This window comes from Actinomadura terrae, from assembly GCF_022751215.1.
GTDB lineage: Bacteria > Actinomycetota > Actinomycetes > Streptosporangiales > Streptosporangiaceae > Spirillospora > Spirillospora terrae.
In genome coordinates this window covers 616,891-636,665 of sequence record NZ_JAICDG010000003.1, presented here as the reverse complement: position 1 = coordinate 636,665, position 19,775 = coordinate 616,891, and the positions used below count along the sequence as shown (strand labels likewise).

Annotated in this window: 15 protein-coding genes and 1 pseudogene; 11 read left to right on the top strand and 5 right to left on the bottom strand. The window is 75.4% G+C overall.

All coding sequences use genetic code 11. The features are described 5' to 3' along the window. Positions 1 to 172: 172 nt before the first annotated feature. The 6 genes from K2F47_RS40825 (at position 173) to K2F47_RS41460 (ending at position 10,910) form a co-directional block, all read left to right on the top strand. Positions 173 to 3,118 (top strand): helix-turn-helix transcriptional regulator, encoded by a 2,946-nt coding sequence (locus tag K2F47_RS40825; RefSeq protein ID WP_308198442.1) that lies wholly within the window; start codon positions 173 to 175, stop codon positions 3,116 to 3,118. Positions 3,119 to 3,425: 307 nt separating this feature from the next. Further along, the gene (locus K2F47_RS22700; protein WP_242906895.1) at positions 3,426 to 4,274 is read left to right on the top strand and encodes a nitroreductase/quinone reductase family protein; all 849 of its coding nucleotides are present in this window, start codon (positions 3,426 to 3,428) and stop codon (positions 4,272 to 4,274) included. 197 nt (positions 4,275 to 4,471) lie between these two features. Beyond that, on the top strand, positions 4,472 to 7,030 hold the full coding sequence (gene lanKC / locus K2F47_RS22695) for a class III lanthionine synthetase LanKC (protein ID WP_242906894.1): 2,559 nt from the start codon (positions 4,472 to 4,474) through the stop codon (positions 7,028 to 7,030). Positions 7,031 to 7,036: 6 nt separating this feature from the next. Beyond that, positions 7,037 to 7,147, top strand: a complete 111-nt coding sequence (locus tag K2F47_RS22690; RefSeq protein ID WP_089315262.1) for a SapB/AmfS family lanthipeptide — start codon at positions 7,037 to 7,039, stop codon at positions 7,145 to 7,147. A 117-nt stretch (positions 7,148 to 7,264) separates the two neighbouring features. Next, positions 7,265 to 8,968, top strand: a complete 1,704-nt coding sequence (locus tag K2F47_RS22685) for an ATP-binding cassette domain-containing protein (RefSeq protein WP_242906892.1) — start codon at positions 7,265 to 7,267, stop codon at positions 8,966 to 8,968. 16 nt (positions 8,969 to 8,984) lie between these two features. After that, positions 8,985 to 10,910: an ATP-binding cassette domain-containing protein gene (locus tag K2F47_RS41460; RefSeq protein WP_504913225.1), complete on the top strand. Its 1,926-nt coding sequence runs from the start codon at positions 8,985 to 8,987 to the stop codon at positions 10,908 to 10,910. On the opposite strand, the pseudogene K2F47_RS22675 reads toward K2F47_RS41460, so the two are convergent. Both K2F47_RS22675 and K2F47_RS22670 read right to left on the bottom strand, forming a co-directional pair. Beyond that, positions 10,842 to 11,366 (bottom strand): annotated as a pseudogene (locus K2F47_RS22675) (response regulator transcription factor); the annotation flags it as partial. The gene K2F47_RS41460 and the pseudogene K2F47_RS22675 sit on opposite strands and share 69 nt — an antisense overlap. A 283-nt stretch (positions 11,367 to 11,649) precedes the next feature. Further along, positions 11,650 to 12,627 carry an ornithine cyclodeaminase family protein gene (locus K2F47_RS22670; protein ID WP_242906888.1) on the bottom strand — a complete coding sequence of 326 codons (978 nt, stop codon included), beginning with the start codon at positions 12,625 to 12,627 and terminating at the stop codon, positions 11,650 to 11,652. A 239-nt stretch (positions 12,628 to 12,866) separates the two neighbouring features. Between K2F47_RS22670 and K2F47_RS22665 the strand changes: the two genes are divergently transcribed. Continuing rightward, a complete protein-coding gene (locus tag K2F47_RS22665; RefSeq protein ID WP_242906887.1) occupies positions 12,867 to 13,973 on the top strand; it encodes a S1 family peptidase in 1,107 nt (368 codons plus the stop codon). 132 nt (positions 13,974 to 14,105) lie between these two features. Here the strand turns inward: K2F47_RS22665 and K2F47_RS22660 are convergent, their stop codons facing one another. After that, positions 14,106 to 14,837, bottom strand: coding sequence for a thioesterase II family protein (locus tag K2F47_RS22660; protein ID WP_242906885.1), 732 nt, complete (start codon positions 14,835 to 14,837; stop codon positions 14,106 to 14,108). A 140-nt stretch (positions 14,838 to 14,977) separates the two neighbouring features. On the opposite strand from K2F47_RS22660, the gene K2F47_RS22655 reads away from it, so the two are divergent. From K2F47_RS22655 to K2F47_RS22640, 4 genes are all read left to right on the top strand, one after another. Then, complete coding sequence (locus K2F47_RS22655; RefSeq protein WP_242906883.1) at positions 14,978 to 15,220, top strand: hypothetical protein; 243 nt, start codon at positions 14,978 to 14,980, stop codon at positions 15,218 to 15,220. A gap of 42 nt (positions 15,221 to 15,262) precedes the next feature. Next, positions 15,263 to 16,270 (top strand): ADP-ribosylglycohydrolase family protein, encoded by a 1,008-nt coding sequence (locus K2F47_RS22650; protein ID WP_242906881.1) that lies wholly within the window; start codon positions 15,263 to 15,265, stop codon positions 16,268 to 16,270. A 64-nt stretch (positions 16,271 to 16,334) separates the two neighbouring features. After that, on the top strand, positions 16,335 to 17,132 hold the full coding sequence (locus tag K2F47_RS22645) for an alpha/beta fold hydrolase (RefSeq protein WP_242906879.1): 798 nt from the start codon (positions 16,335 to 16,337) through the stop codon (positions 17,130 to 17,132). A gap of 112 nt (positions 17,133 to 17,244) precedes the next feature. Continuing rightward, the gene (locus tag K2F47_RS22640; RefSeq protein WP_242906876.1) at positions 17,245 to 18,318 is read left to right on the top strand and encodes a hypothetical protein; all 1,074 of its coding nucleotides are present in this window, start codon (positions 17,245 to 17,247) and stop codon (positions 18,316 to 18,318) included. Here the strand turns inward: K2F47_RS22640 and K2F47_RS22635 are convergent. Continuing rightward, positions 18,311 to 18,955 (bottom strand): class II aldolase/adducin family protein, encoded by a 645-nt coding sequence (locus K2F47_RS22635; RefSeq protein ID WP_242906875.1) that lies wholly within the window; start codon positions 18,953 to 18,955, stop codon positions 18,311 to 18,313. The two genes, K2F47_RS22640 and K2F47_RS22635, sit on opposite strands and share 8 nt — an antisense overlap. A gap of 26 nt (positions 18,956 to 18,981) precedes the next feature. Continuing rightward, complete coding sequence (locus K2F47_RS22630; protein WP_242906874.1) at positions 18,982 to 19,635, bottom strand: ACT domain-containing protein; 654 nt, start codon at positions 19,633 to 19,635, stop codon at positions 18,982 to 18,984. Between the last annotated feature and the right edge of the window lie 140 nt (positions 19,636 to 19,775).

Genomic DNA, 19,775 nt, shown 5'->3' with positions numbered 1-19,775 from the left:
CCCGGACACCCCTGCCGTCCCAGCGCCGCGCACGGCCCGGCACCGCACGCGTCGAGGCAGCGCATGGTCGGGGGCCGCCGCTCGGGTTCGGGCGGCGCGGGGCGTTTCTCGGTGTTCCGGCCGGTGGGATACTGTGCGACATGGCCGAATACGCGACGTCCGGGGGCGCCGGGTGCTGATCGGGAGGGCGGCGCAGCTCGCCGAGCTGACCGCCGCGCTCGACCGCGCCGCCGCGGGCAGCGCCGGGGTCGCGCTCGTCAGCGGGGACGCCGGGGTCGGCAAGACCCACCTCGTCACCGCGCTCGGCCGCGCCGCCCGCGACCGCGACTGCGCCGTCCTCGTCGGGCAGTGCGCCGAGCTGGGCGAGAGCATGCCCTACCTGCCGCTCGCGGACGCGCTGTGGACCGCCGCGCGCGCCGCCGCCCCGGAGGCCGCCGCCGTGCGCGCCGCGCTGGAGGCGCGTCCCGTGCTCGGGCTGCTGTTGCCGGACGGCGAGGGGGCGCCGGGCGCCGCGTCCGAGCTCGGGCAGCAGCAGCTGTTCGGCGCGGTCCTCGGGCTGCTCGGCGAGCTCGGCCGGGAGCGGCCCGTCCTGCTGGTGCTGGAGGACCTGCACTGGGCCGACCGCTCGACCCGGCACCTGCTGACGTTCCTGAGCCGCGTCCTCCAGCGCGAGCGGGTCTGCCTCGTCGGCACCTACCGCTCCGACGACCTGCACCGGCGGCACCCGCTGCGCCCGGTCGTGGCGGAGCTGCTGCGGCTGCCGAACGTGACCGGGGTCGAGGTCGCGCCGTTCGGGCCCGGGGAGACCGCCGACTACCTCGCCGCGCTCGCGGGCGGGACGGCGCCGGTGACCGCCGAGGTCGTCGAGCGGGTGCACCAGCGCTCGGAGGGCAACGCCTTCTACGCCGCCGAGCTGTACTCGGCCGAGAGCACCGGCGAGGAGCTGCCCGCCGGGCTCGCCGACCTGCTGCTGTCGCGGGTGGAGCGGCTCTCGGAGGACGCGCAGCGCGTCGTGCGGGTCGCGGCCGTCGCCGGGCGGCGGGTCGACGACGAGCTGGTCCGCCGGGTGTCGGGGCTGGACGAGGCGTCCGCCGGGGAGGCGCTGCGGGAGGTCGTCTCGCACCAGCTGCTCGTCCCGGCGGGCGCGGGCTACACGTTCCGGCACGCGCTGCTGCGCGAGGCCGTCTACGCCGACCTGCTGCCCGGCGAGCGGACCCGGCTGCACGCGGGGTTCGCCGGGCTGCTGGCGGACGGGGCGGCCGCCGCCCGGCGCGGGTCGGCGGCCGAGCTGGCGGCGCACAGCCTCGCCGCGCACGACCTGCCCGCCGCGTTCGCCGCGTCCGTCCGGGCGGGCCGCGAGGCCGAGCGGCTCGGCGCGCCCGCCGAGGCGTTCGAGCACTTCGACCGGGCGCTGGAGCTGTGGGACGCCGTCCCCGACCCCGAGGCCGTCGCCGGCACCGACCGGATGGAACTGTCGATCATGACCGCCCGGATGTCGGGACGGGCGGGCGAGGTGCGCCGGGCCGTCTCGCACCTGCGGCGGCTGCTCGACCTCGCCGACCCCGCGGACACCGTGCTCGGCGTGCGGATCCGCGAGCAGCTCGCCTCCTACCTCGCCGACGTCGACGAGGACGACGAGGCCCTCGCGATCTGCCGCACCGCCGTCGGCATGCTCGAACCCGGCACCCCGGCGTGGGTGCGCGCCGCCGCGCTCGCCACCTACGCCCGGCAGCTGCTCTACGACGACCCGGACGAGGAGATGCCCCGGCTCGCCGAGGACGCCGTCGCGGCGGCGCGCGCGGCCGGCGCGCGCGTCGCGGAGGCGAGCCTGCTGGTCACGCTCGGCATCTACCGCGAGTCGCGGGAGGCCGACGACGCGGTCGCCGAGGTGTTCGCGTCCGCCCGCGACCTCGCCGCCGCCGAGGGCAACCAGGCGGTCGCGCTGCGGGCCGCGTTCCACTACGCCCGCACGAAGTTCGACCGCGGCGACCTCGCGGGCGCGACGCTCGCCGCCGACGAGGGCGTCAAGCTCGCCCTCGACAACGGCCTGGAGTGGAGCTCGTTCGGGACGGTGCTCCGCAGCCTCCAGTACCTCGTCCACTACACCACCGGGGACTGGGACGAGGCGGCCCGGCTCGCCGACGGGTTCGGGGTGCGGGTCGTCCGCCCGCCCGAGGCGCGGGTGTCGTCGTACGCGCTGTTCCTGGAGGTCGCGCGCGGCGACCCCCGGGTCGAGGAGCGGCTGCGCTGGCTGGTCCCGCTGTGGCGCGGGGACGTCTTCCTCGCCTACGTCGCGCGCGGGCTCGCCGCCGAGCACGAGCTGTGGCGCGGGAACGTGGACGCGGCGATCGAGCACGTGACGGCCACGCTGGACGTCCTGTACCAGTTCGAGCCGGGCATCATCCGCATCGCCGCGACCGGCCTGTGGGCGCAGGCCGACCGCGCCGCGCGGGCCCGCGCGGCGGGCGACGAGGCCACCGCCGCCGACGCCGCGCGCGTGGGCGACGACCTGCTGGGCCGCGCCCGGTACGTCGCAGCCCGCACCTGGGGCGACCATCCCCGCGCGTGGCTCGGGCTGGAGGGGCACGCCTGGCTCGCCCGCGCCGAGGCCGAGCGCAGCCGCCTGGACGGTGACCACGACCCCGAGCCGTGGCGCAGGTCCGCCGACCTGTTCACCTACGGCGGGGACGGCTTCGTCTACGAGGTCGCGCGGTCGCGGCACCGGCTGGTGGAGGCGCTCGTCGAGCGCGGCGAGCGCGAGGAGGCCGCCGAGCAGTGGCGGTCGGCCGTCGCGATCGCCGAGCGGCTCGGCGCGGCCCCGCTGCTGGCGGCGCTGCGCGAACTCGGCGCCCGCGCCCGGCTCGACCCGGGACGGCCGGGAGCGGGGCGGACGGCGCCGGGGCGGGCGGACGCCGCGGCCGGGCCGTTCGCGGCGCTGACCGTCCGGGAGCGGGAGGTGCTCAAGCTCGTCGCGGAGGGCCGCAACAACCGGGAGATCGCGGCGGCGCTGTTCATCTCCCCGAAGACCGCGAGCGTGCACGTGTCGAACATCCTCGCCAAGCTGGACGTCGCGAGCCGCACCCAGGCCGCCGCGCTCGCGCACCGCGAAGGGCTTTAGCGGCCGCCCTTGCCACGGCAATGCGATGCCCTTTAGGATCAATTCCGTGACTGCCGGGTCGGCCATGGGCCACTACCGAGTGAGGCACCCGGCCGCGACGTGAGCGCCGGGGCCAGGGCCCCGCCTCCGCCGGCATCCGCGCACCTCGCGCCCCCTCTCCCCCTTTACCTCGATGCCGCACGCCCGTGCGCGCACCGGGCTTCGGCGTGCTTTCCGCATGCCGTTCTTCACGCTTTCCTTCCGTACGCCGCGGTCGAGCACCCTCCCGTGGCGAATTCAGCATGCCCCGAAAAGGAGAAGCACCGGAATGACGAACGAATTCAACCGGCGGATCATCGAGGAGTTCCGCGCGAACGCCGGACGGGTGGGCGGCCCGTTCGAGGGCGGCCGGCTCGTCCTGCTGACCACCACCGGCGCGCGGACCGGCGCCCCGCACACCACGCCGCTCGCCTACCTCCCGGACGCCGGGCAGCGCGTCCACGTCATCGCCTCGGCGGGCGGCTCCCCACGGGACCCGGCCTGGTACCGCAACCTGCTGGCCGACCCCCGCGCCACCGTCGAGACGGGCCTGTTCACCTACGAGGCGCGGGCCACGGTGCTGGACGGCGCCGAGCGGGACGCGGTGTTCGCGCGGGCCGTCGAGGCCGATCCGGGGTGGGCGGAGTACGAGGCGGCCGCGTCCCGGACGCTGCCGGTCGTCGCGCTCGACCCGGCCTTCGAGGGCCCGCCGCAGGTCGAGGGCGGCCCGGCGGCCCAGCTCGTCCGCGTCCACGACGCGTTCCGCCGCGAGCTGGAGCTGATCCGGGCGGAGGTCGCCGCGTCCGGGTCCACGGTCGGCGCGCAGCTGCGCGTCAACTGCCTCGCGCTGTGCGAGGGGCTCGGCAACCACCACGCCGGGGAGGACCAGATGCTCTTCCCGGCCCTGGCGAGGGAGTACCCGGCCCTGGACGAGGCCCTGGCCGTGCTCCGCGACGAGCACCGGGTGATCGAGCGGCTCCTGGACGACCTGCGGGCCGTCCTCGCCGCGCCCTCCCCCGGCTCCGCCGCCCTCGCGGCGGAGGTCGAGCGGCTGACGACCGAGCTCGTCGCGCACCTGGACCACGAGGAGGAGCGGCTGGTGCGGGCGCTCGCCCAACTGACAGCGCGCGCCAACTGACAGCGAGCACTGCGTAACACCAGGTCAGGGCGGGCGCACGGTCACGGGACGCGGGCGGAGGGTGACGAACGCCCACGCGCGGCCGGTACATCTTCACGGGTGAGTCGTTATATCAGCTACTAGCCCCCTTCTCCGCCATTTGCCATTCTTTTACCTGTGACCGGCGCCCGCCGGATCCGGCAGAGAGGATTGACGTCGTGGACAAGAGGTATGAGCTTTACTGCCTCGCGGACAAGTTCTTCTACGACGCCCCTCCGACGTCCCGTGAAACCGAATTCGACATCGCCGCCCGCCCCCTTCCGGAAGGTTGGGAAAGGGTGCGCGGAGAAGAATGGACGGTGTACGTCCCGCCGGAGCAGAAGGCTCCGCTCCAGGGCTGGAAGGTGCACGTCACCGGCTGCGCGGAAAGCGCGGACGAGGCGCTCGCCGGCTCCTTCGACTTCTGCGTCGAGAACGGCATCGAGTTCAAGCACCTGCACGGCCCCGGGACGCTCCGGATGCGCAACGCCAAGTACGCGCCGCGCGGGGCGAGCGGCAAGCTCGTCACCATCTACCCGAGCGACGAGGCGGAGCTGGAGTCGGTGCTGGAGACGCTCGGCGCCCGGCTCGCCGGCCTGCCCGGGCCCTACATCCTCAGTGACCTGCGCATCGGCGACGGCCCCCTGTACGTCCGCTACGGCGGTTTCGCCGAGCGCCGCTGCCTGGACGAGCGCGGCGAGCTCGTCGCCGCGCTGGAGAACGGCGAGGGCGTGCTGGTCCCCGACCGCCGCAACCCCGTCTTCTCCGTCCCGGAATGGGTGACGCTGCCCCGCTGCCTCGAACCGCATCTCGCCGCGCGGGGCGCCACCACGACGACCGATCTTCCGTACCGGATCGAGAAGGCGCTGCACTTCTCCAACGGCGGCGGCGTGTACCAGGGAACGGACACGCGTACCGGAGAGAAGGTCGTGCTGAAGGAGGCGCGCCCCTACGCCGGGCTCGCCGCCGACGGCGCCGACGCGGTCGAACGCCTCGACCGAGAGCGCCGCATTCTCGAACTGCTGGACGGGATCGACGGAATTCCCGCCGCGCGCGATTCCTTCACGCTCGGCGAGCACCATTTCCTCGTCCAGGAGTTCATCGAGGGGCGGACGCTCAACACCTTCTTCGCCGAGCGCCACCCGATGCTCGACCCCGAGCCGGAGCCCGGCAAGGTCGCCGCGTACACGGCGTGGGCGCTGCGCGTCCACGAGGGCGTCGAGCGGGTGGTGGACGCGATCCACGAGCGCGGCGTCGCCTTCAACGACCTGCACATGTTCAACGTGATGGTCCGCCCGGACGACTCGGTCGCGCTCATCGACTTCGAGGTCGCCGCGCCCGCCGCCGACGGCGGCCGGCAGACGCTCGCCAACCCGGCCTTCCTCGCCCCGCCCGACCGGCGCGGCACGGAGGTCGACCGCTACAGCCTGGCGTGCCTGCGGCTCGCGCTGTTCGTCCCGATGACGACGCTGTTCGTGATCGACCGGGGCAAGGCGCGGCAGCTGGCCGACCTGATCGCCGAGTACTTCCCGGTGCCGCGCCCGTTCCTCGACGAGGCCGTCGCGGAGATCGCGCGCGGCGTCCCCGAGGTCCCGGCGCCCGCCTTCGAGCCTGACCCGGCCGGTTGGGAGCGCGCCCGCACCGCCCTGTCGGACGCCGTCCTCGCCAGCGCCACCCCCGAGCGCCGCGACCGGCTGTTCCCCGGTGACGTGGAGCAGTTCGGGGGCGCGTCGCTCGGCATCGCCCACGGCGCGGCGGGCGTCCTGTACACGCTGGACGCGACCGGCGCCGGCCGGTACCCCGACCACGAGGAGTGGCTCGCCGAGCGGGCCGCCGATCCACCGCGCGGCACCGGCCTCGGCCTCTACGACGGGTTGCAGGGCGCCGCGTACGTCCTCGCGCGGCTCGGGCACCTCGACGCGGCGCTCGGCGCGGTCGGGCACTGCCTGAACGAGCGGTGGGAGCGCCTCGGCGACGACCTCTACGGCGGGCTCCCCGGGTACGCGCTGGTGCTGTCCCACCTCGCGGACCTCACGGGCGACACGTCCCTGGAGGACGCGGCGCGCCGCGCCGTCGAGATCGTCGCGAACCGCCCCCCGCAGGAGACGAGCCCCCGCCCCGGGCTGATGTACGGCGGGGCCGGGACGGCGCTGATGTTCGTCCGCTGGTACGAGAGGACGGGCGACAAGGCGCTGCTGGACCTCGCCGAGACCGCCCTGCGCCGCGACCTCGCCGCGTGCGTCACCGACGGCAACGGCGCCCTGCACGTCGACCAGGGCCACCGCGTGCTGCCCTACCTCGGGCGCGGCAGCGTCGGCATCGGCCTGGTCGTGGACGACTACCTCCGGCACCGCCCGGACGACCCGGAGTTCCACGAAGTCCGCGGTTCGGTCCGGCTGGCGGCGATGTCGCGGTACTACGCGCAACCCGGCCTGTTCAACGGCCGCGCCGGAATGCTCCTCTACCTGGCGGGCCAGGACCGCGACGACCCGTGCGTCGCGCGCCACGTCCGCGACCTCGCCTGGCACGCGCTGCCCTACGCGGGCGGGCTGGCGATGCCCGGCGAGCACATGTACCGGCTGTCGAACGACCTCGCGACCGGCACGGCCGGGGCGCTGCTCGCCCTCGGCGCGGCGCTGCACGAGGCTCCGGTCGGACTGCCGTTCCTCGGGACGGCCCTCGTACCCCCCGTGGAGACCTCCACGGCGGCCACCTCTATCCAGCCCGAAAGGAGGTGAAGACAAATGGCGCTTCTTGACCTTCAGGGAATGGTGAGCGAGAACGGCGGCGGCGGCGGTAACAGCAGCCTCAGCCTGCTCTGCCACAGCTCGCACAGCATCACCATCTGCCTGTAACGGCAACGGTGGCGGCCATGGCCCTCCCCCTGGGAGGGACCATGGCCGTCATCGCGGGAGAACCATGCCCTCGAACGACCCTCAGGCCTCGAACAACCCCACGACCTCTCCGAACCCATGACCACCCCGACGGCCGCCGGAGCGGACCGGCTGCTGGTCGGCGCCGCGCGGCACAGCGGCGGCTGGACCGGGCTCGTCGCGGCCACCGCGCTCGCCGACGCCCTCGCCGCCGTCCTGCTCCCCCTCGCGCTCGCCCGCGCCGTCGACGCCGCCCCGCCGGGCGGCGCGTCCGCCGTGTCGGCGCTGTGGCCGTGCGTCGCGCTCGTGCTCCTGTCGGCCACCGCAGAGGTGCTCTCGGAACTCGCGACCGGATGCGCGGCCGCGCGGGCGACGGCCTGGCTGCGGCACGCGCTCGTCCGGCACGTCCTCGCCGTCGGCCCGGCGCTGCGCGTCCCGCCCGGGGACGTCGCCGGGCGCACGGTCGGCGGCGCCGCCGAGGCCGGCACCGCGCCCGCCGCCGCGCCCGAGGCCGCCGTCGCGCTGCTGCCGCCGCTCGGCGCGCTCGCCGTGCTGGCGTTCCTCGACTGGCGGCTCGCGGTCGCCGTCGCGGTCGCGCTGCCCGCGATCGTGCTGCTGCTGCGGGTGTTCGTCCGCGACATCACCGCGTCCGCGCACCGCTACCTGAGCGTGCAGGGGACGATCGCCGGACGCCTCGCCGAGGCGCTCGCCGGGGCCCGCACGATCGCCGCCGCCGGCACCGCCGAGCGGGAGACCGAGCGCATCCTGCGGCCGCTGCCCGGCCTGCGCGCCGAGGGCGAGACGATGTGGTCGGTGCAGGGCGGCGTCGCGGCGCGCGGCCTGCTGACCCTGCTGCTGCTCCAGGTCGCCGCCGTCGGCGCGGCGGGCGCGGAGCTGATGGCGGGCCGCGTCACCCCCGGCGAACTCGTCGCGACCGTGCAGTACGCGGGGCTCGCGGCCGGGTTCGGGCCCGTCCTCACCCATGTGCTGCGGCTCGGCCGGGCGCGCGCCGGGGCCCGCCGCGCCGCCGAGATCCTGGAGCAGCCCGCCCCCGTCCACGGCGACGCCGCCGTCCCGCAGGGGCCGGGCACGCTGGAGTTCCGCGGCGTGTCGGCGGGCGGCGTGCTGGACGGCGTGGACCTCACCGTCCCCGGCGGCCTCGCGGTCGCGGTCGTCGGCCGCTCGGGCGCGGGCAAGTCGCTGCTCGCCGCGCTCGCCGGGCGCCTCGCCGACCCCGACCGGGGCGAGGTGCTGCTGGACGGGGCGCCGCTCCCCCGCCTGTCCCGCGCCGAGCTGCGCCGCCACGTCGGATACGCCTTCGCGCGCCCGTCGCTGTTCGGCGAGACGGTCCTGGACGCGATCGCGTTCGGGCCGTGCCGCCCGCCCGAGACGTGGCTGCGGGAGTCGGCGCGCACGGCGTGCGCCGAGGACTTCGTCCGCCGCCTCCCGCACGGCTACGCGACGCCGCTCGCGGACGCGCCGATGTCGGGCGGCGAACTCCAGCGCATGGGCCTCGCCCGCGCGTTCGCGCACGCGGGCCGCGTCCTCGTCCTGGACGACGCGACCTCCAGCCTCGACACCGTGACCGAGGTACAGGTCACCGGCGCCGTGCTGGACCGGTTCGGCGACCGGACCCGGCTGATCATCGCGCACCGCGCGGGCACCGCCGCCCGCGCCGACCTCGTGGTCTGGCTCGACCGCGGCCGGGTCCGCGGCCGCGGGACGCACGCCGAGCTGTGGCGCGACCCGTCCTACCGGGCGGTGTTCGGGGTGGCCGAGCCCGCCGGAGCGGCGGGATCATGACCTCCGGGCGCGAGTCATGACGTCGAGGCGCGAGGCCGCGCGGCTGCTGTGGCGGACGGCGGCGGGCGCCGTCCGGGGGCGGCCGCGCGCCGCGTCCGCCGTCATCGCCTGGTCGCTGCTGGAGGCCGTGCCCACCGCCGTGTTCGGACGGGCCGTGGCGCAGGCCACCGACGCGTTCGTGGGCGACCGCCCGGTGCGCGCCGTGGCCTGGCTCGCGGCGCTGGCGGTCGCGGCGATCGCGGGCGCCTTCGGGAGCCGCCGCCTCTACCCGGCGCTCGCCGCGCTCGTCGAGCCGTTCCGCGACGACCTGGTCCGCCAGGTCACCCGGGGCGCGCTGTACCGGTCGCTGCGCGGCCGGGCCGACACCGGCGCGGTCGCGCGGCTCACGCACCAGGTGGAGATCGTCCGGGACACCTTCGGCGGCATCCTCGTCGTCGCGCGCGGGTTCGTGTTCGCGGCGGGCGCCGCGCTGCTCGGCCTGCTCGCGCTGATGCCCGAGGTGGCGCTGCTGGTGCTGCCGCCGCTCGTGGCGGGGCTGGCGCTGTTCGGCGCCGCGTTCGGGGCGGCGGCCGTCCGGCAGCGCGACCTCGTCGTCGGCGAGGAGGAGATCGCCGAGCGGACCACCGCGCTCGCCGAGGGGCTGCGGGACGTCGTCGCGTGCGGCGCCGAGGACCAGGTGCGCGAGCGGCTCGCGGCGGCGGTCGACGCGCAGGCGGCGGCGGGACGGGCGGTCGCGCGGTTCGCGGCGGTCCGGGCCCTGGCGCTCGCGGTGAGCGGCTGGCTGCCGCTGCTGGCCGTCCTCGCGGCGGCGCCGTGGCTGATGCGGCGCGGCGCGACCCCGGGCATGGTGGTCGGCGCGCTCGCCTACGTCCTGCACGGGTTGCAGCCCGCGCTGCGGACGCTCGTCCAGGGCATGGGCGGCAGCGGCCTGCGGCTCGCGGTGACGCTCGGCCGGATCCTGGAGACCAGCGCCCCCGTCCCGCCGCCCCTGCCGCCCGTGACCGGCGCGCCGCGCGAGCGGCGCGACGACGCGCCGGCGGTCGAGCTGCGCGGCGTCACCTTCGCCTACGGGCCCTCGGCACGGCCGGTGATCAGCGGCCTCGACCTCGTGATCCCGCGCGGCGACCACCTCGCGGTCGTCGGGCCGAGCGGCATCGGGAAGTCGACGCTGGCGGCGCTCGTCGCGGGCCTGCTGGCGCCGCTGGAGGGCGAGGTGCTGGTGGACGGGCGTCCGGCGGGCGACCCGTCCGCGCGGGTGCTGATCCCGCAGGAGGCGTACGTGTTCACCGGCACCGTCCACGAGAACCTGACCTACCTCGCGCCGGACGCCTCCGACGAGGACGTGGGGCGCGCGGCGGACGAGCTCGGGCTGGCCGGCCTCGTCCGGGACCTCGGCGGCTACGGCGCGAGCGTGGACCCGGCGGCGCTGACCGAGGGGCAGCGCCAGCTCATCGCCCTGTGCCGCGCCTACCTGGCGCCCGCGCCGCTGATCGTGCTGGACGAGGCCGCCTGCCGGCTGGACGCCGCCGCCGAGGCCCGCGCCGAGGAGGCGTTCGCGCGCCGCCCCGGCACGCTCGTCGTCATCGCGCACCGGGTCAGCTCGGCCGTGCGCGCGCGCCGCGTCCTGGTCCTGGACGGGACGCACGCGCGGGTCGGACGGCACCGGGACCTGCCCGCCGTCTCCCCCCTCTACCGCGACCTCATCGGCCGCTGGGAGACGGGGGACCCGGATCGGCCCGCCCCCGGCGCCCCCGATGGGCCGGACACGGCAGGCCCCGAGGGGCCGGGCGGCTCACAGCCACCCGGCCTCCTCGGCGATCCTGATCGCGTGAACCCGGTTCCGCGCGCCGATCTTCCGGTTGATGCGGGAGAGGTGGTTGCGGACCGTCCCGATCGTGAGGACGAGGTCCTCGGCGATCTGCGCCGCCGAGGCCCCGCGTGAGGCCAGCTCCAGCACCTCGCTCTCGCGCTCGGTCAGCGGGCTCACCGCGGACCCGAGCTCGCTGAAGGCCAGCTCGGCGTCCACGACGCGCTGCCCGCCCGCGACCCGGCGGATCGCGTCCACCAGCGCGCCGGGCGAGGTGTCCTTCAGCACGAGCCCCGCCGCCCGGGCGGTCACCGCCCGCCGGAGGTCGCCGGTGCGGTGCCGCCCCGACATGAGCACGGTCCGGCAGTCGGGAAGCTCCTCCCGCAGCCTCCGGGACGCCGAGAAGCCGTCCAGTCCCGGAAGCGCGACGTCTATCAACGCAACGTCCGGCCTCCGTAAATTCGCCATGCGCACTAGATGATCACCAGAATCGATCGCGGCCACGACGTCCAGGTCCTTCACACCGCCGAAGAACGCGACCAGCCCGCCTCGCAGGAGGGGCGCCTCCTCGGCGAGGAGTATCCGAATCATGTTCTGTCTCCCAAGGCCCGCCACCCATGTGGCCCGAGAAGCACTTACCCACCGTTTGTCAACCTATGAGAAGTAAAGGGCGGTGACCGAGTCGGGGGTCCCGGGGCACGGGGCTCACGATGAGGATCTTGCTTCGACACGTCGCGACAGACCGATCTCATGAGCGGGGACCTACCGAGTGACGTCAACAGTAATCGTTGAGTCAGCATAAAGACGAAATAGAATATTAACAATTACCGTGCGTGTTTTTGTCGGAAGAGTCCGCTGTCCGCAGTCGGCCAGTTCAGCGCAGGAAATCGAACTCCTGTCCAACCGCTTTGGAACGGGCCATTTCAAAGGCCGCCCAGCTCAGGGCGAGGTCCTGCCAGGGCAGGCCGACGGGCGCGTAGACGGTTCGCTCGGTCTCCCCCCTCCGGCCGGGCGCCCGGCCGGCCAGCACGTCCCCGAGCGCCACGGCGGAACGCTCCACCTCGGGACCGGCGCCCGCGAGCGCCCCCATCTCCGCCGCTAGCCCGACGTCGTCGACCACGACGCGCGCCTCCCGCAGGAGGGCGGGCGCCAGCTCGGCCTTGCCCGGCTCGTCCGCCCCTAGGGAGGTGACGTGCGCGCCGGGCGGGACGTCCGGCGCGTCCAGGATCGGGCGCCGCGCCCAGGTCGCCGTCACGACGATCCCCGCGTCCCGGACGGCCTCGCGGATCGCGCCCGGCACCTCGCCGTAGGAGGTCAGGGCGGCGGCGTCCAGCCCGAGCCGGGCGCCGTGCCGCGCGGCGAACGCCTCGGCCCGGCCCGGGTCAAGGTCGTGGACGGCGAGCCCGCGCACCGGCCGCAGCGCCGCCAGCCCGCGCATCACCAGCTCCGCCTGCGCCCCCGCCCCGACCACCGCGACCGCGTCCGCGCCCGGACGGGCGAGGACGTGGGTGCCGAGCGCGGCGGCGAGCCCGGTGCGCCACGCGGTGACGGTGGCCGAGTCCAGCAGCGCGAGCAGCTCGCCGGTGCCGAGGTCGTGCAGGCACACCACGCCGCGCAGCGCCGGACGGCTGCCCGGGAACTTGGCGTTGACCTTCACCGTGTAGGCCGGGATACCCTCGACCACCCCCGGCAGCAACGCCGTCGCGGTCCCGGGACCCGGCGGGCGGGCCACGACGCGGCGCGCCGCGTCCCCGCCGGCCTTCCCCGCGGTGAATCCGCGGCGCAGCGCGGCGAGGCAGCCGGCGGGATCGAACACGGACTCCAGATCGGACCTGGTCAGCAGCAACGTCACCTGATCATTTTGCCGGAACGTCCTACCCGTTCCGCACGGTGCCCCATGCCTGATGAGTACCAATTGTCCTAAACGGGCCATCTTGCCCGTGAATGCTGGACAAATCCGCACCCATTGTGCCAACGCACTCTTCGCCGTTTAGGCACTTTCTAGTCTTCCGTCCGCCTTTGCGGTCTCGGAGCATGTGCGGTGACCTCCGGCATACCACCCGGGTGTGCCCGCTCCCCCCTGGAGGCTCAGTGAAGATCCGTCACGCTCGCATCAGCGGCGCGGCCGTCACGATGACGGCGACGGGAGTCATGGCGTCCGCGCTGGTCGCCGCCCCCGCCGCGAACGCGACCCCGCAGGCGCCGGCCTCGCCCGCACAGGCCGCCCAGGCCAGTGTGCTCACGACGGCGCAGGCGGCGCAGGCCAGGACCGCGACAACGCTGGCCCAGCGGCTCGGCTCCCGCACCGCCGGCTCCTACATCGACGCCGCCACCCGGCAGCTCGTGGTCACGGTCACCGACGCGAGCGCGGCGCGGGCCGTCCGCGCGGCGGGCGCCCAGCCGAAGACCGTCGCGCGCAGCGGCTCGGACCTGAAGAAGGTCATGGCCGCGCTCAAGCGCGACGCGACCGTCCCCGGCACCGCGTGGGCCGTGGACCCGGCCAGCAACACGGTCCTGCTGTCCCTGGACAGCACGGTCACCGGCAGCAGGCTCGCCAAGGTGCGCAAGGCGGTCGCGAAGCAGGGCGCCGCCGTCCGCACCGAGCGGATCGCCGGGACGCTCCGCCCGTTCACCAGGGGCGGCGAGGCCATCTGGACCAGCGGCGGACGCTGCTCGCTCGGCTTCAACGTCAAGAAGGGCGGCGAGTACTACTTCCTCACCGCCGGGCACTGCACGAACATCGGCACGGCCTGGTACTCCGACCAGGGCCACACCAAACTGCTCGGCAACACCGAGAACGGCAGCTTCCCGGGCAACGACTACGGCATCGTGAAGTACTCCTCCGCCCCGGAGGACACCCAGGGCTCCGTCAGCCTCTACGGCGGCACCCAGGACATCACGAGCGCCGGGACCCCGACCGTCGGGCAGACCGTGCAGCGCAGCGGCAGCACCACCCACGTGCACAGCGGCCGGGTCACCGGGCTCAACCAGACGGTGAACTACCAGGAGGGCAGCGTCACCGGCCTGATCAAGACGACGGTGTGCGCGGAGCCGGGCGACAGCGGCGGCTCGCTGTTCGCCGGGGCCACCGCGCTGGGGCTGACCTCGGGCGGCAGCGGCAACTGCTCCAGCGGCGGCACGACGTACTTCCAGCCGGTCACCGAGCCGCTCCAGGTGTACAGCGCCCAAGTCTACTGACGGCAGGTGTACTGACGGCAGGTGTAGCGACCTCTCGTCCCCAGACGGCCATCCGGCCTCCGTGCCGGGACGGGCCCCCGGTCCCCCGCCTCGTCCGGCGGGGGCCGGGGGCCCGCCCGCGTGCGGGCGGGGTCAGGCCGCGACGCCCAGCGCGCGGTGGATCTCGGCGATCACGGCGGACTGGTGCGGCGTGAGGTAGAAGTGGCCGCCCTCCATCACCGTCATCGCGAAGGGCCCGCCGGTCAGCTCGGCCCACCGCTCGGCCTGCGCCGGCGTCACGTGCGGGTCGTCGTTCCCGACGATCACGGTGACCGGGACGTCCAGCCGCGTCCCCGGCCGGTGCGCGTAGTTCTCGACCAGCGCGAAGTCGTTGCGGACGTAGGGCAGCACCAGCTGGCGCAGCTCCGGGTCGGCCAAAATCTCGGCCTCGGTGCCGCCGAGCTTCACCATCTCGGCGACCACGCCCTCGTCGTCGCGCTCGGAGACGCGGTCGTCGTCCCGGTCGTGCGGCGGCCGGGCCCCGGAGGCGAACAGGTGGACGGGCGCGCTCCCGCGCTCCTGGAGCAGCCGCGCGACCTCGTAGGCGACGACGGCGCCCATGCTGTGCCCGAACAGCGCGGCGGGCCGGTCGAGCAGCGGGACCATCGCGTCCGCGACGAGCCGGGCCAGCTCGTGCGCGTCGCCGACGAGCGGCTCGGCCAGCCGGTCGGCGCGTCCCGGGTACTGGACGGCGTGCACCTCGACCGACGGGTCGGCCTCCTTCGCCCAGGACCGGTAGGACACCGCCGACCCGCCCGCGTGCGGCAGGCAGAACAGCCGCGTCGACGCCCACGGCCGGGGCTCGGCGCAGCGGAACCAGGTCATGTGGTCAACTCCCCCTCCTCGTCCGGGCCGGACGAGACGATCTCGGCGTGTTCGGTGTGGCGCCTTCCGCCGCCACCCTAAGGCCCCGCTCCGGACGCGCCGGTACGGCTAGACCCGCGTCCAGTGGGCAGGGTGCGGTCATGGATGAGCGAGAGGGCAGGCGCGGGGACGTCCAGGAGCTGAGCGAGTTCGAGCTGGCCGTCTACGAGACCGTCGCGGAGATCGACAAGGAGGGCGGGGCGGCGGACTTCGACACGGTGAGCCGCCTGGTCGCGGCGCCCGAGGAGGAGCTGTGGGCGGCGCTCGGGCACCTCGTCGAGGTCAACCACCTCCACTCGACGCCGAAGGGCTACGTGCTCGGGCCGCACGACTGGGCCCCGTAGCCGCTGCTCCGCGCGGTCGCGGAGGTACGGGACAATCCGCCCATGACGACGACGCGACGGGCCAGCGGGGCGATGTTCGGGCTGGCGTACGGGGACGCGCTCGGGGCGCCCACCGAGTTCCTCTCGATGGAGCAGATCCGGCAGCGGTTCGGCGACCTCGGACCCGAGCGGCCCGAGGGGGACCCGGCACTCGTGACCGACGACACGCAGATGGCGATCGCGGTCGGCCTCGCGCTGCTGGACGCGCTGGACGACCCGCCGTTCACCGCCGACCGGGTCGAGCCGCTGTGGCGGCGGCGGTTCGTCGACTGGCTCGACAGCCCCGACAACGACCGGGCGCCGGGCAACACCTGCCTGACCGCCTGCCGCGGCCTCGCGACGCCCGTGCCGTGGACGGAGGCGACCGTGCCCGGCTCCAAGGGCTGCGGCGCGAACATGCGCGTCGCGCCGGTCGGGCTGGCCCCGGGGCTGACCGACGAGACGCGCGCCGCCGCGGCCCAGCTCCAGGCGGCGATGACGCACGGGCACCCGACGGGGCTCGCGGCGAGCGAGCTGACCGCGTTCGCCGTCCGGTGGCTGGCCGACGGCATGGCGCCCGCCGACCTGCCCGACGCGCTCCGCGACCGCTGCTACGAGGAGCGCACCACCTACTACGGGGAGTGGCTCGGGGACCTGTGGCGCGCCTCCGGCTCGGACGATCCGTGGCGGTTCATCTCGCGCGGCTGGGAGGAGTGCATCGACGCGCTCGACCGGCTGGACGCGGCGCTCGCCGGTCCGGACCGCGCGGCCGACCCGTGCGAGACGACCGGGGCGGGCTGGGTCGCCGAGGAGGCGCTCGCCGCCGGCCTGCTGTGCTTCCTGCTCTTCCCCGACGAGCCCGTCACGGCGATCCGCCGCGCCGCCGCCAGCTCCGGGGACTCCGACTCCATCGCGTGCCTGGCGGGCGCCTTCGCGGGCGCGCACCTCGGTATGGACGCCTGGCCCGGCGAGTGGGCGGCGCGCATCGAGTACGCCGACGACCTGGGGCGGATCGGGGCCGCCTGGGACTGACGACTTGACGTTGCATAGCTCTATAGCTAATCTTCTTAGCTATAGAGCTACGAAGGAGCACGCGATGACGCACTACCTGGACCTTCCCGACGGCCGCCTCGCCTACGACGACGAGGGCGACGGTCCGCTCGTCGTGTGCCTGCCGTCCATGCTCGACCTGCGCTCGCAGTACCGGTTCCTGACCCCGCTGCTGCTGGCCGCCGGATACCGGGTCGTCACCGTCGACCAGCGCGGCATGGGCGACAGCGACGCCGCCTGGCCCGAGTACGGCAGCACGCCCCTCGCCCACGACCTGATGGCGCTGCTCCGGCACCTGGACGCCGGGCCCGCGCTCGTGCACGGCTGCTCGAACGGCGCGGCGGCGGCCGTCTACGCGGCGGCGGAGGCACCCGGGCTGATCAGCGGGATCGTCCTGTCGGCGCCGTTCGTCCGGGACGGCGAGGCCGGGTTCGCGCAGAAGCTCACCCAGGCGGTCATGCGCGTGCCGGGGCTGGCGCGCCCGCTCTACATGTCCTACTACCCGAAGTGGGAGCCGAAGCCGCCCGCGGACTTCGCCGAGCACAAGGCGAAGCTGGACGCGAGCTTCCGCCGCCCCGGCCGCGCCAAGGTCATCGGCGCCTACATGAGCATGTCGCACGCCGAGGCCGAGGCCCGGCTCGACCGCGTCACCGTGCCCGCGCTGGTCATCATGGGCACGGGCGACATCGACTGGCCCGACCCCGCCGCCGAGGCCGCGTGGGTCGGCGAACGGCTGGGCGCCGAGGTCGTCCTCCTGGAGGGCGCCGGCCACCACCCCCACGTCGAGTACCCCGAGCGCATCGCGGAGGCCGTCACCGCGTTCGCCCGCTCTCTCCCCCGCTGAGCCCCAGCGCGCTCCCCCGCGCGGGCTATGCGGATCAACCCCGCGCGGGAGGTCCGGCGCCCCGCCCGCCGCGAGAGTGGTCGGCAGCGGAGCCGAGGCGAGGGAGGACGACGTGGGCGTCGCATACGCCGCGTCCGGGCGGGGCGCGGCCGGGCGGTGGCCGGAGTGGGCCGGATACGCGGCCGGGGCGTGGACGCTGCCCGCCGTCGCGCTGGCCCTGTACTGGGCGGCCGGCGGGGACACCGGCTACGTGCTGCGGGACGCGCGGATCGGGCCCGCGCTGGCCTGGCCGGTCGCCGCGTTCCTGCTGGTCGGCGGCATCATGGCGGTGTCGAGCGTGCGGCGGGTCGGCCGCCAGATGCCGCGCTGGTGGCCGGGCGCCGGGCTCTGGACGGCCTGCGCGCTGACCGGCGCCGGCACGTTCGGGTTCGTCATGAACGCGCTGCAACTGGTCTTCACCGGGACGGTCGACGACTGGCCGGTGTTCGGCGTCGAGGCCCTCTCGGCCGTCGGCGCGGCGCTGTACGCGGCGGCCGCCCTGGCGTTCCAGCGCGCGGTCGCGGGGGCCTGCGCGCGGTGCGGCGGGCTCCACTCGGCGGGCACCGGTGCGGCGAGGGGAGCGCCGGTGCCCGTCCCCGCTCCCCGCGCGGTGCGGCGCGCCGCGTACGCGGGGGCGCTGGCGTTCGTCCCGTACATGGTGATGAAGACGACCTGGGCGTTCGGCGGGACGTTCGCGGGCGTCTCCGGCGAGGAGATGGTCGCCGAGTTCAGGCGGAACGGCGCGTCCGGGCTCGTGCTCACGCTGGAGCGGTACGGGGTCGACTTCACCACGCTCTCGGCGCTGCTCGGCGTCTTCCTGCTCCTCGGCCTCACGCACCGGTGGGGGCAGGTGTTCCCCCGGTGGGCGCCGCCGCTCACCGGGCGGCGCGTGCCGCGCTGGCTGCCGCTCGTCCCCGCGTGGCTCGGCGCCCTCACGCTCGGCCCGTACGGCGTCGTCGCGACCCTGCTCTACCTGCTGCCGTCGGCGGTGGGCCTGACCGGCCTCCCGGACAAGGAGCCGCTGGCGGGATGGGCGGGCTGGACGGTCGCGGCGTTCGGCGTCGGCGCGTTCGCGGTCTACGGCGTCGCGCTGGGCGTCGCGGCGTGGTCCTACCAGCGCCGGACGCGTCCGGTGTGCCTCAACTAGCCCCGTACTCCTTCGGCCTGTGGCCGCGCTCGGCCGCCCGCGCCAGCTCCTCCGCGGTGAGGACGCGCGGTTCGCCGATCGTCTTCGCCCGGACGTACACGCAGCACAGCCACTCCAGCAGCCGCGCGTTCTCGAACGCCTCGTCGAGGTCGCCGCCGACGGCCACGCCGCCGTGGTTGGCCAAGAGCGCGGCGCGCATCCCGCCCGACATGGCTTCACCGACGTTCGCCGCCAGCTCCGGCGTCCCGTACGTGGCGTAGGGGGCGACCTTCACGATCCCGCCCAGCAGCAGCGTGTTGTAGTGGATCGGCGGCAGCTCGGTCAGGGTCGAGGCGACCGCCACGCCGTAGGACGAGTGCGTGTGCACGACCGCCGACGCCGGGGACGCCTCGTACAGCGTGAGGTGCAGGGGCGTCTCGGACGAGGGCTCCAGCCGCCCGTCCACCGGGCGGCCGCGCACGTCCACGACCGGGCAGTCCTCCGGCTCCAGCCCGTCGAGCCGCATCCCGGCGGGCGTGACCGCGACCAGCTCGCCGGCCCGCACGCTCACGTTGCCGGACGAGCCCGGCACCAGCCCCGTCTCCACCATCCTCCGGCCCGTGCCGCACAGCGCGGCCCGCTCGGCCTCCAGGAGCATCGCCGAACTCCCCTCCCGTCCGGCCGCTAGGGCGCGAGCGGCAGCCCGGCGGACAGCACCGCGCCCGCCGCGCCCGCGAGCTGCTCCAGGCGCAGCACCTCCGTCCGGTGGAACGGCGGCGCGCCCGTCCGCGACACCACCAGTATCACCGCGCTCGTCGACAGCGGGCCTCCCGACAGCGGGCACAGCGCGAAGTGCGCGCCGTCCGGCGCGGTGAACGAGCGCGGCCGCACCGGAGCCAGGGCGGGCAGCTCCGCCGGGGCGGCCCCGCCGACGCTCGCGTACACGAGCGCCGCCGCGCCGTCCGCGCCGACCTCCGCGAGGCCTGCCCAGCCGGCGCTCAGGATGGCCGGGACGGCGTCGGCGAGGATCTCCGCGCCGCGCTCCGGGACGGCCGCGACCTGCCCGATCACGGCGGCGTCGGGGAACGCGCCGCACGGCTCGCCGGTCGGCCAGATGCCGAGCACCTCCACGCCCGGCACCGAGGCCAGGCCGTCGTGGAGCGGGCCGGGCGCGGCGCCCGCGGGCCAGCCGACCGTGAAGTCGTCCAGCGCGCGGCCGTCGCCGCGTTCGAGCACGGCCATCTGCGCCACGTCGGCGCCCGCCGCGCCGAGCGTGCGAGCGACCCGTCCGAGCGAGCCGGGACGGTCCGGCAGGCGTACACGAATCCGTAGCAACATCGCCACCTCCAGTAGCCGGGACCCTCCAGGGTCCGCGAGACGCGTTTCAGTGGTGTTACCCATGTGTTCCGGCACGGAGAATCCGGTGCTGGATCGGCGGGGCCGGGTCGAACTAGAGTCCGGTGAAGGTCAACCGCGGA

Coding starts and splice junctions, on each gene's coding strand:
- K2F47_RS22660 (WP_242906885.1), bottom strand. CDS start 14,837: ATGACCTGGTTCCGCTGCGCCGAGCCCCGGCCGTGGGCGTCGACGCGG.
- K2F47_RS22635 (WP_242906875.1), bottom strand. CDS start 18,955: ATGCTCCTGGAGGCCGAGCGGGCCGCGCTGTGCGGCACGGGCCGGAGG.
- K2F47_RS22690 (WP_089315262.1), top strand. CDS start 7,037: ATGGCGCTTCTTGACCTTCAGGGAATGGTGAGCGAGAACGGCGGCGGC.
- K2F47_RS22650 (WP_242906881.1), top strand. CDS start 15,263: ATGACGACGACGCGACGGGCCAGCGGGGCGATGTTCGGGCTGGCGTAC.
- K2F47_RS22630 (WP_242906874.1), bottom strand. CDS start 19,635: ATGTTGCTACGGATTCGTGTACGCCTGCCGGACCGTCCCGGCTCGCTC.
- K2F47_RS22685 (WP_242906892.1), top strand. CDS start 7,265: ATGACCACCCCGACGGCCGCCGGAGCGGACCGGCTGCTGGTCGGCGCC.
- K2F47_RS22700 (WP_242906895.1), top strand. CDS start 3,426: ATGACGAACGAATTCAACCGGCGGATCATCGAGGAGTTCCGCGCGAAC.
- K2F47_RS22645 (WP_242906879.1), top strand. CDS start 16,335: ATGACGCACTACCTGGACCTTCCCGACGGCCGCCTCGCCTACGACGAC.
- K2F47_RS22655 (WP_242906883.1), top strand. CDS start 14,978: ATGGATGAGCGAGAGGGCAGGCGCGGGGACGTCCAGGAGCTGAGCGAG.
- K2F47_RS41460 (WP_504913225.1), top strand. CDS start 8,985: ATGACGTCGAGGCGCGAGGCCGCGCGGCTGCTGTGGCGGACGGCGGCG.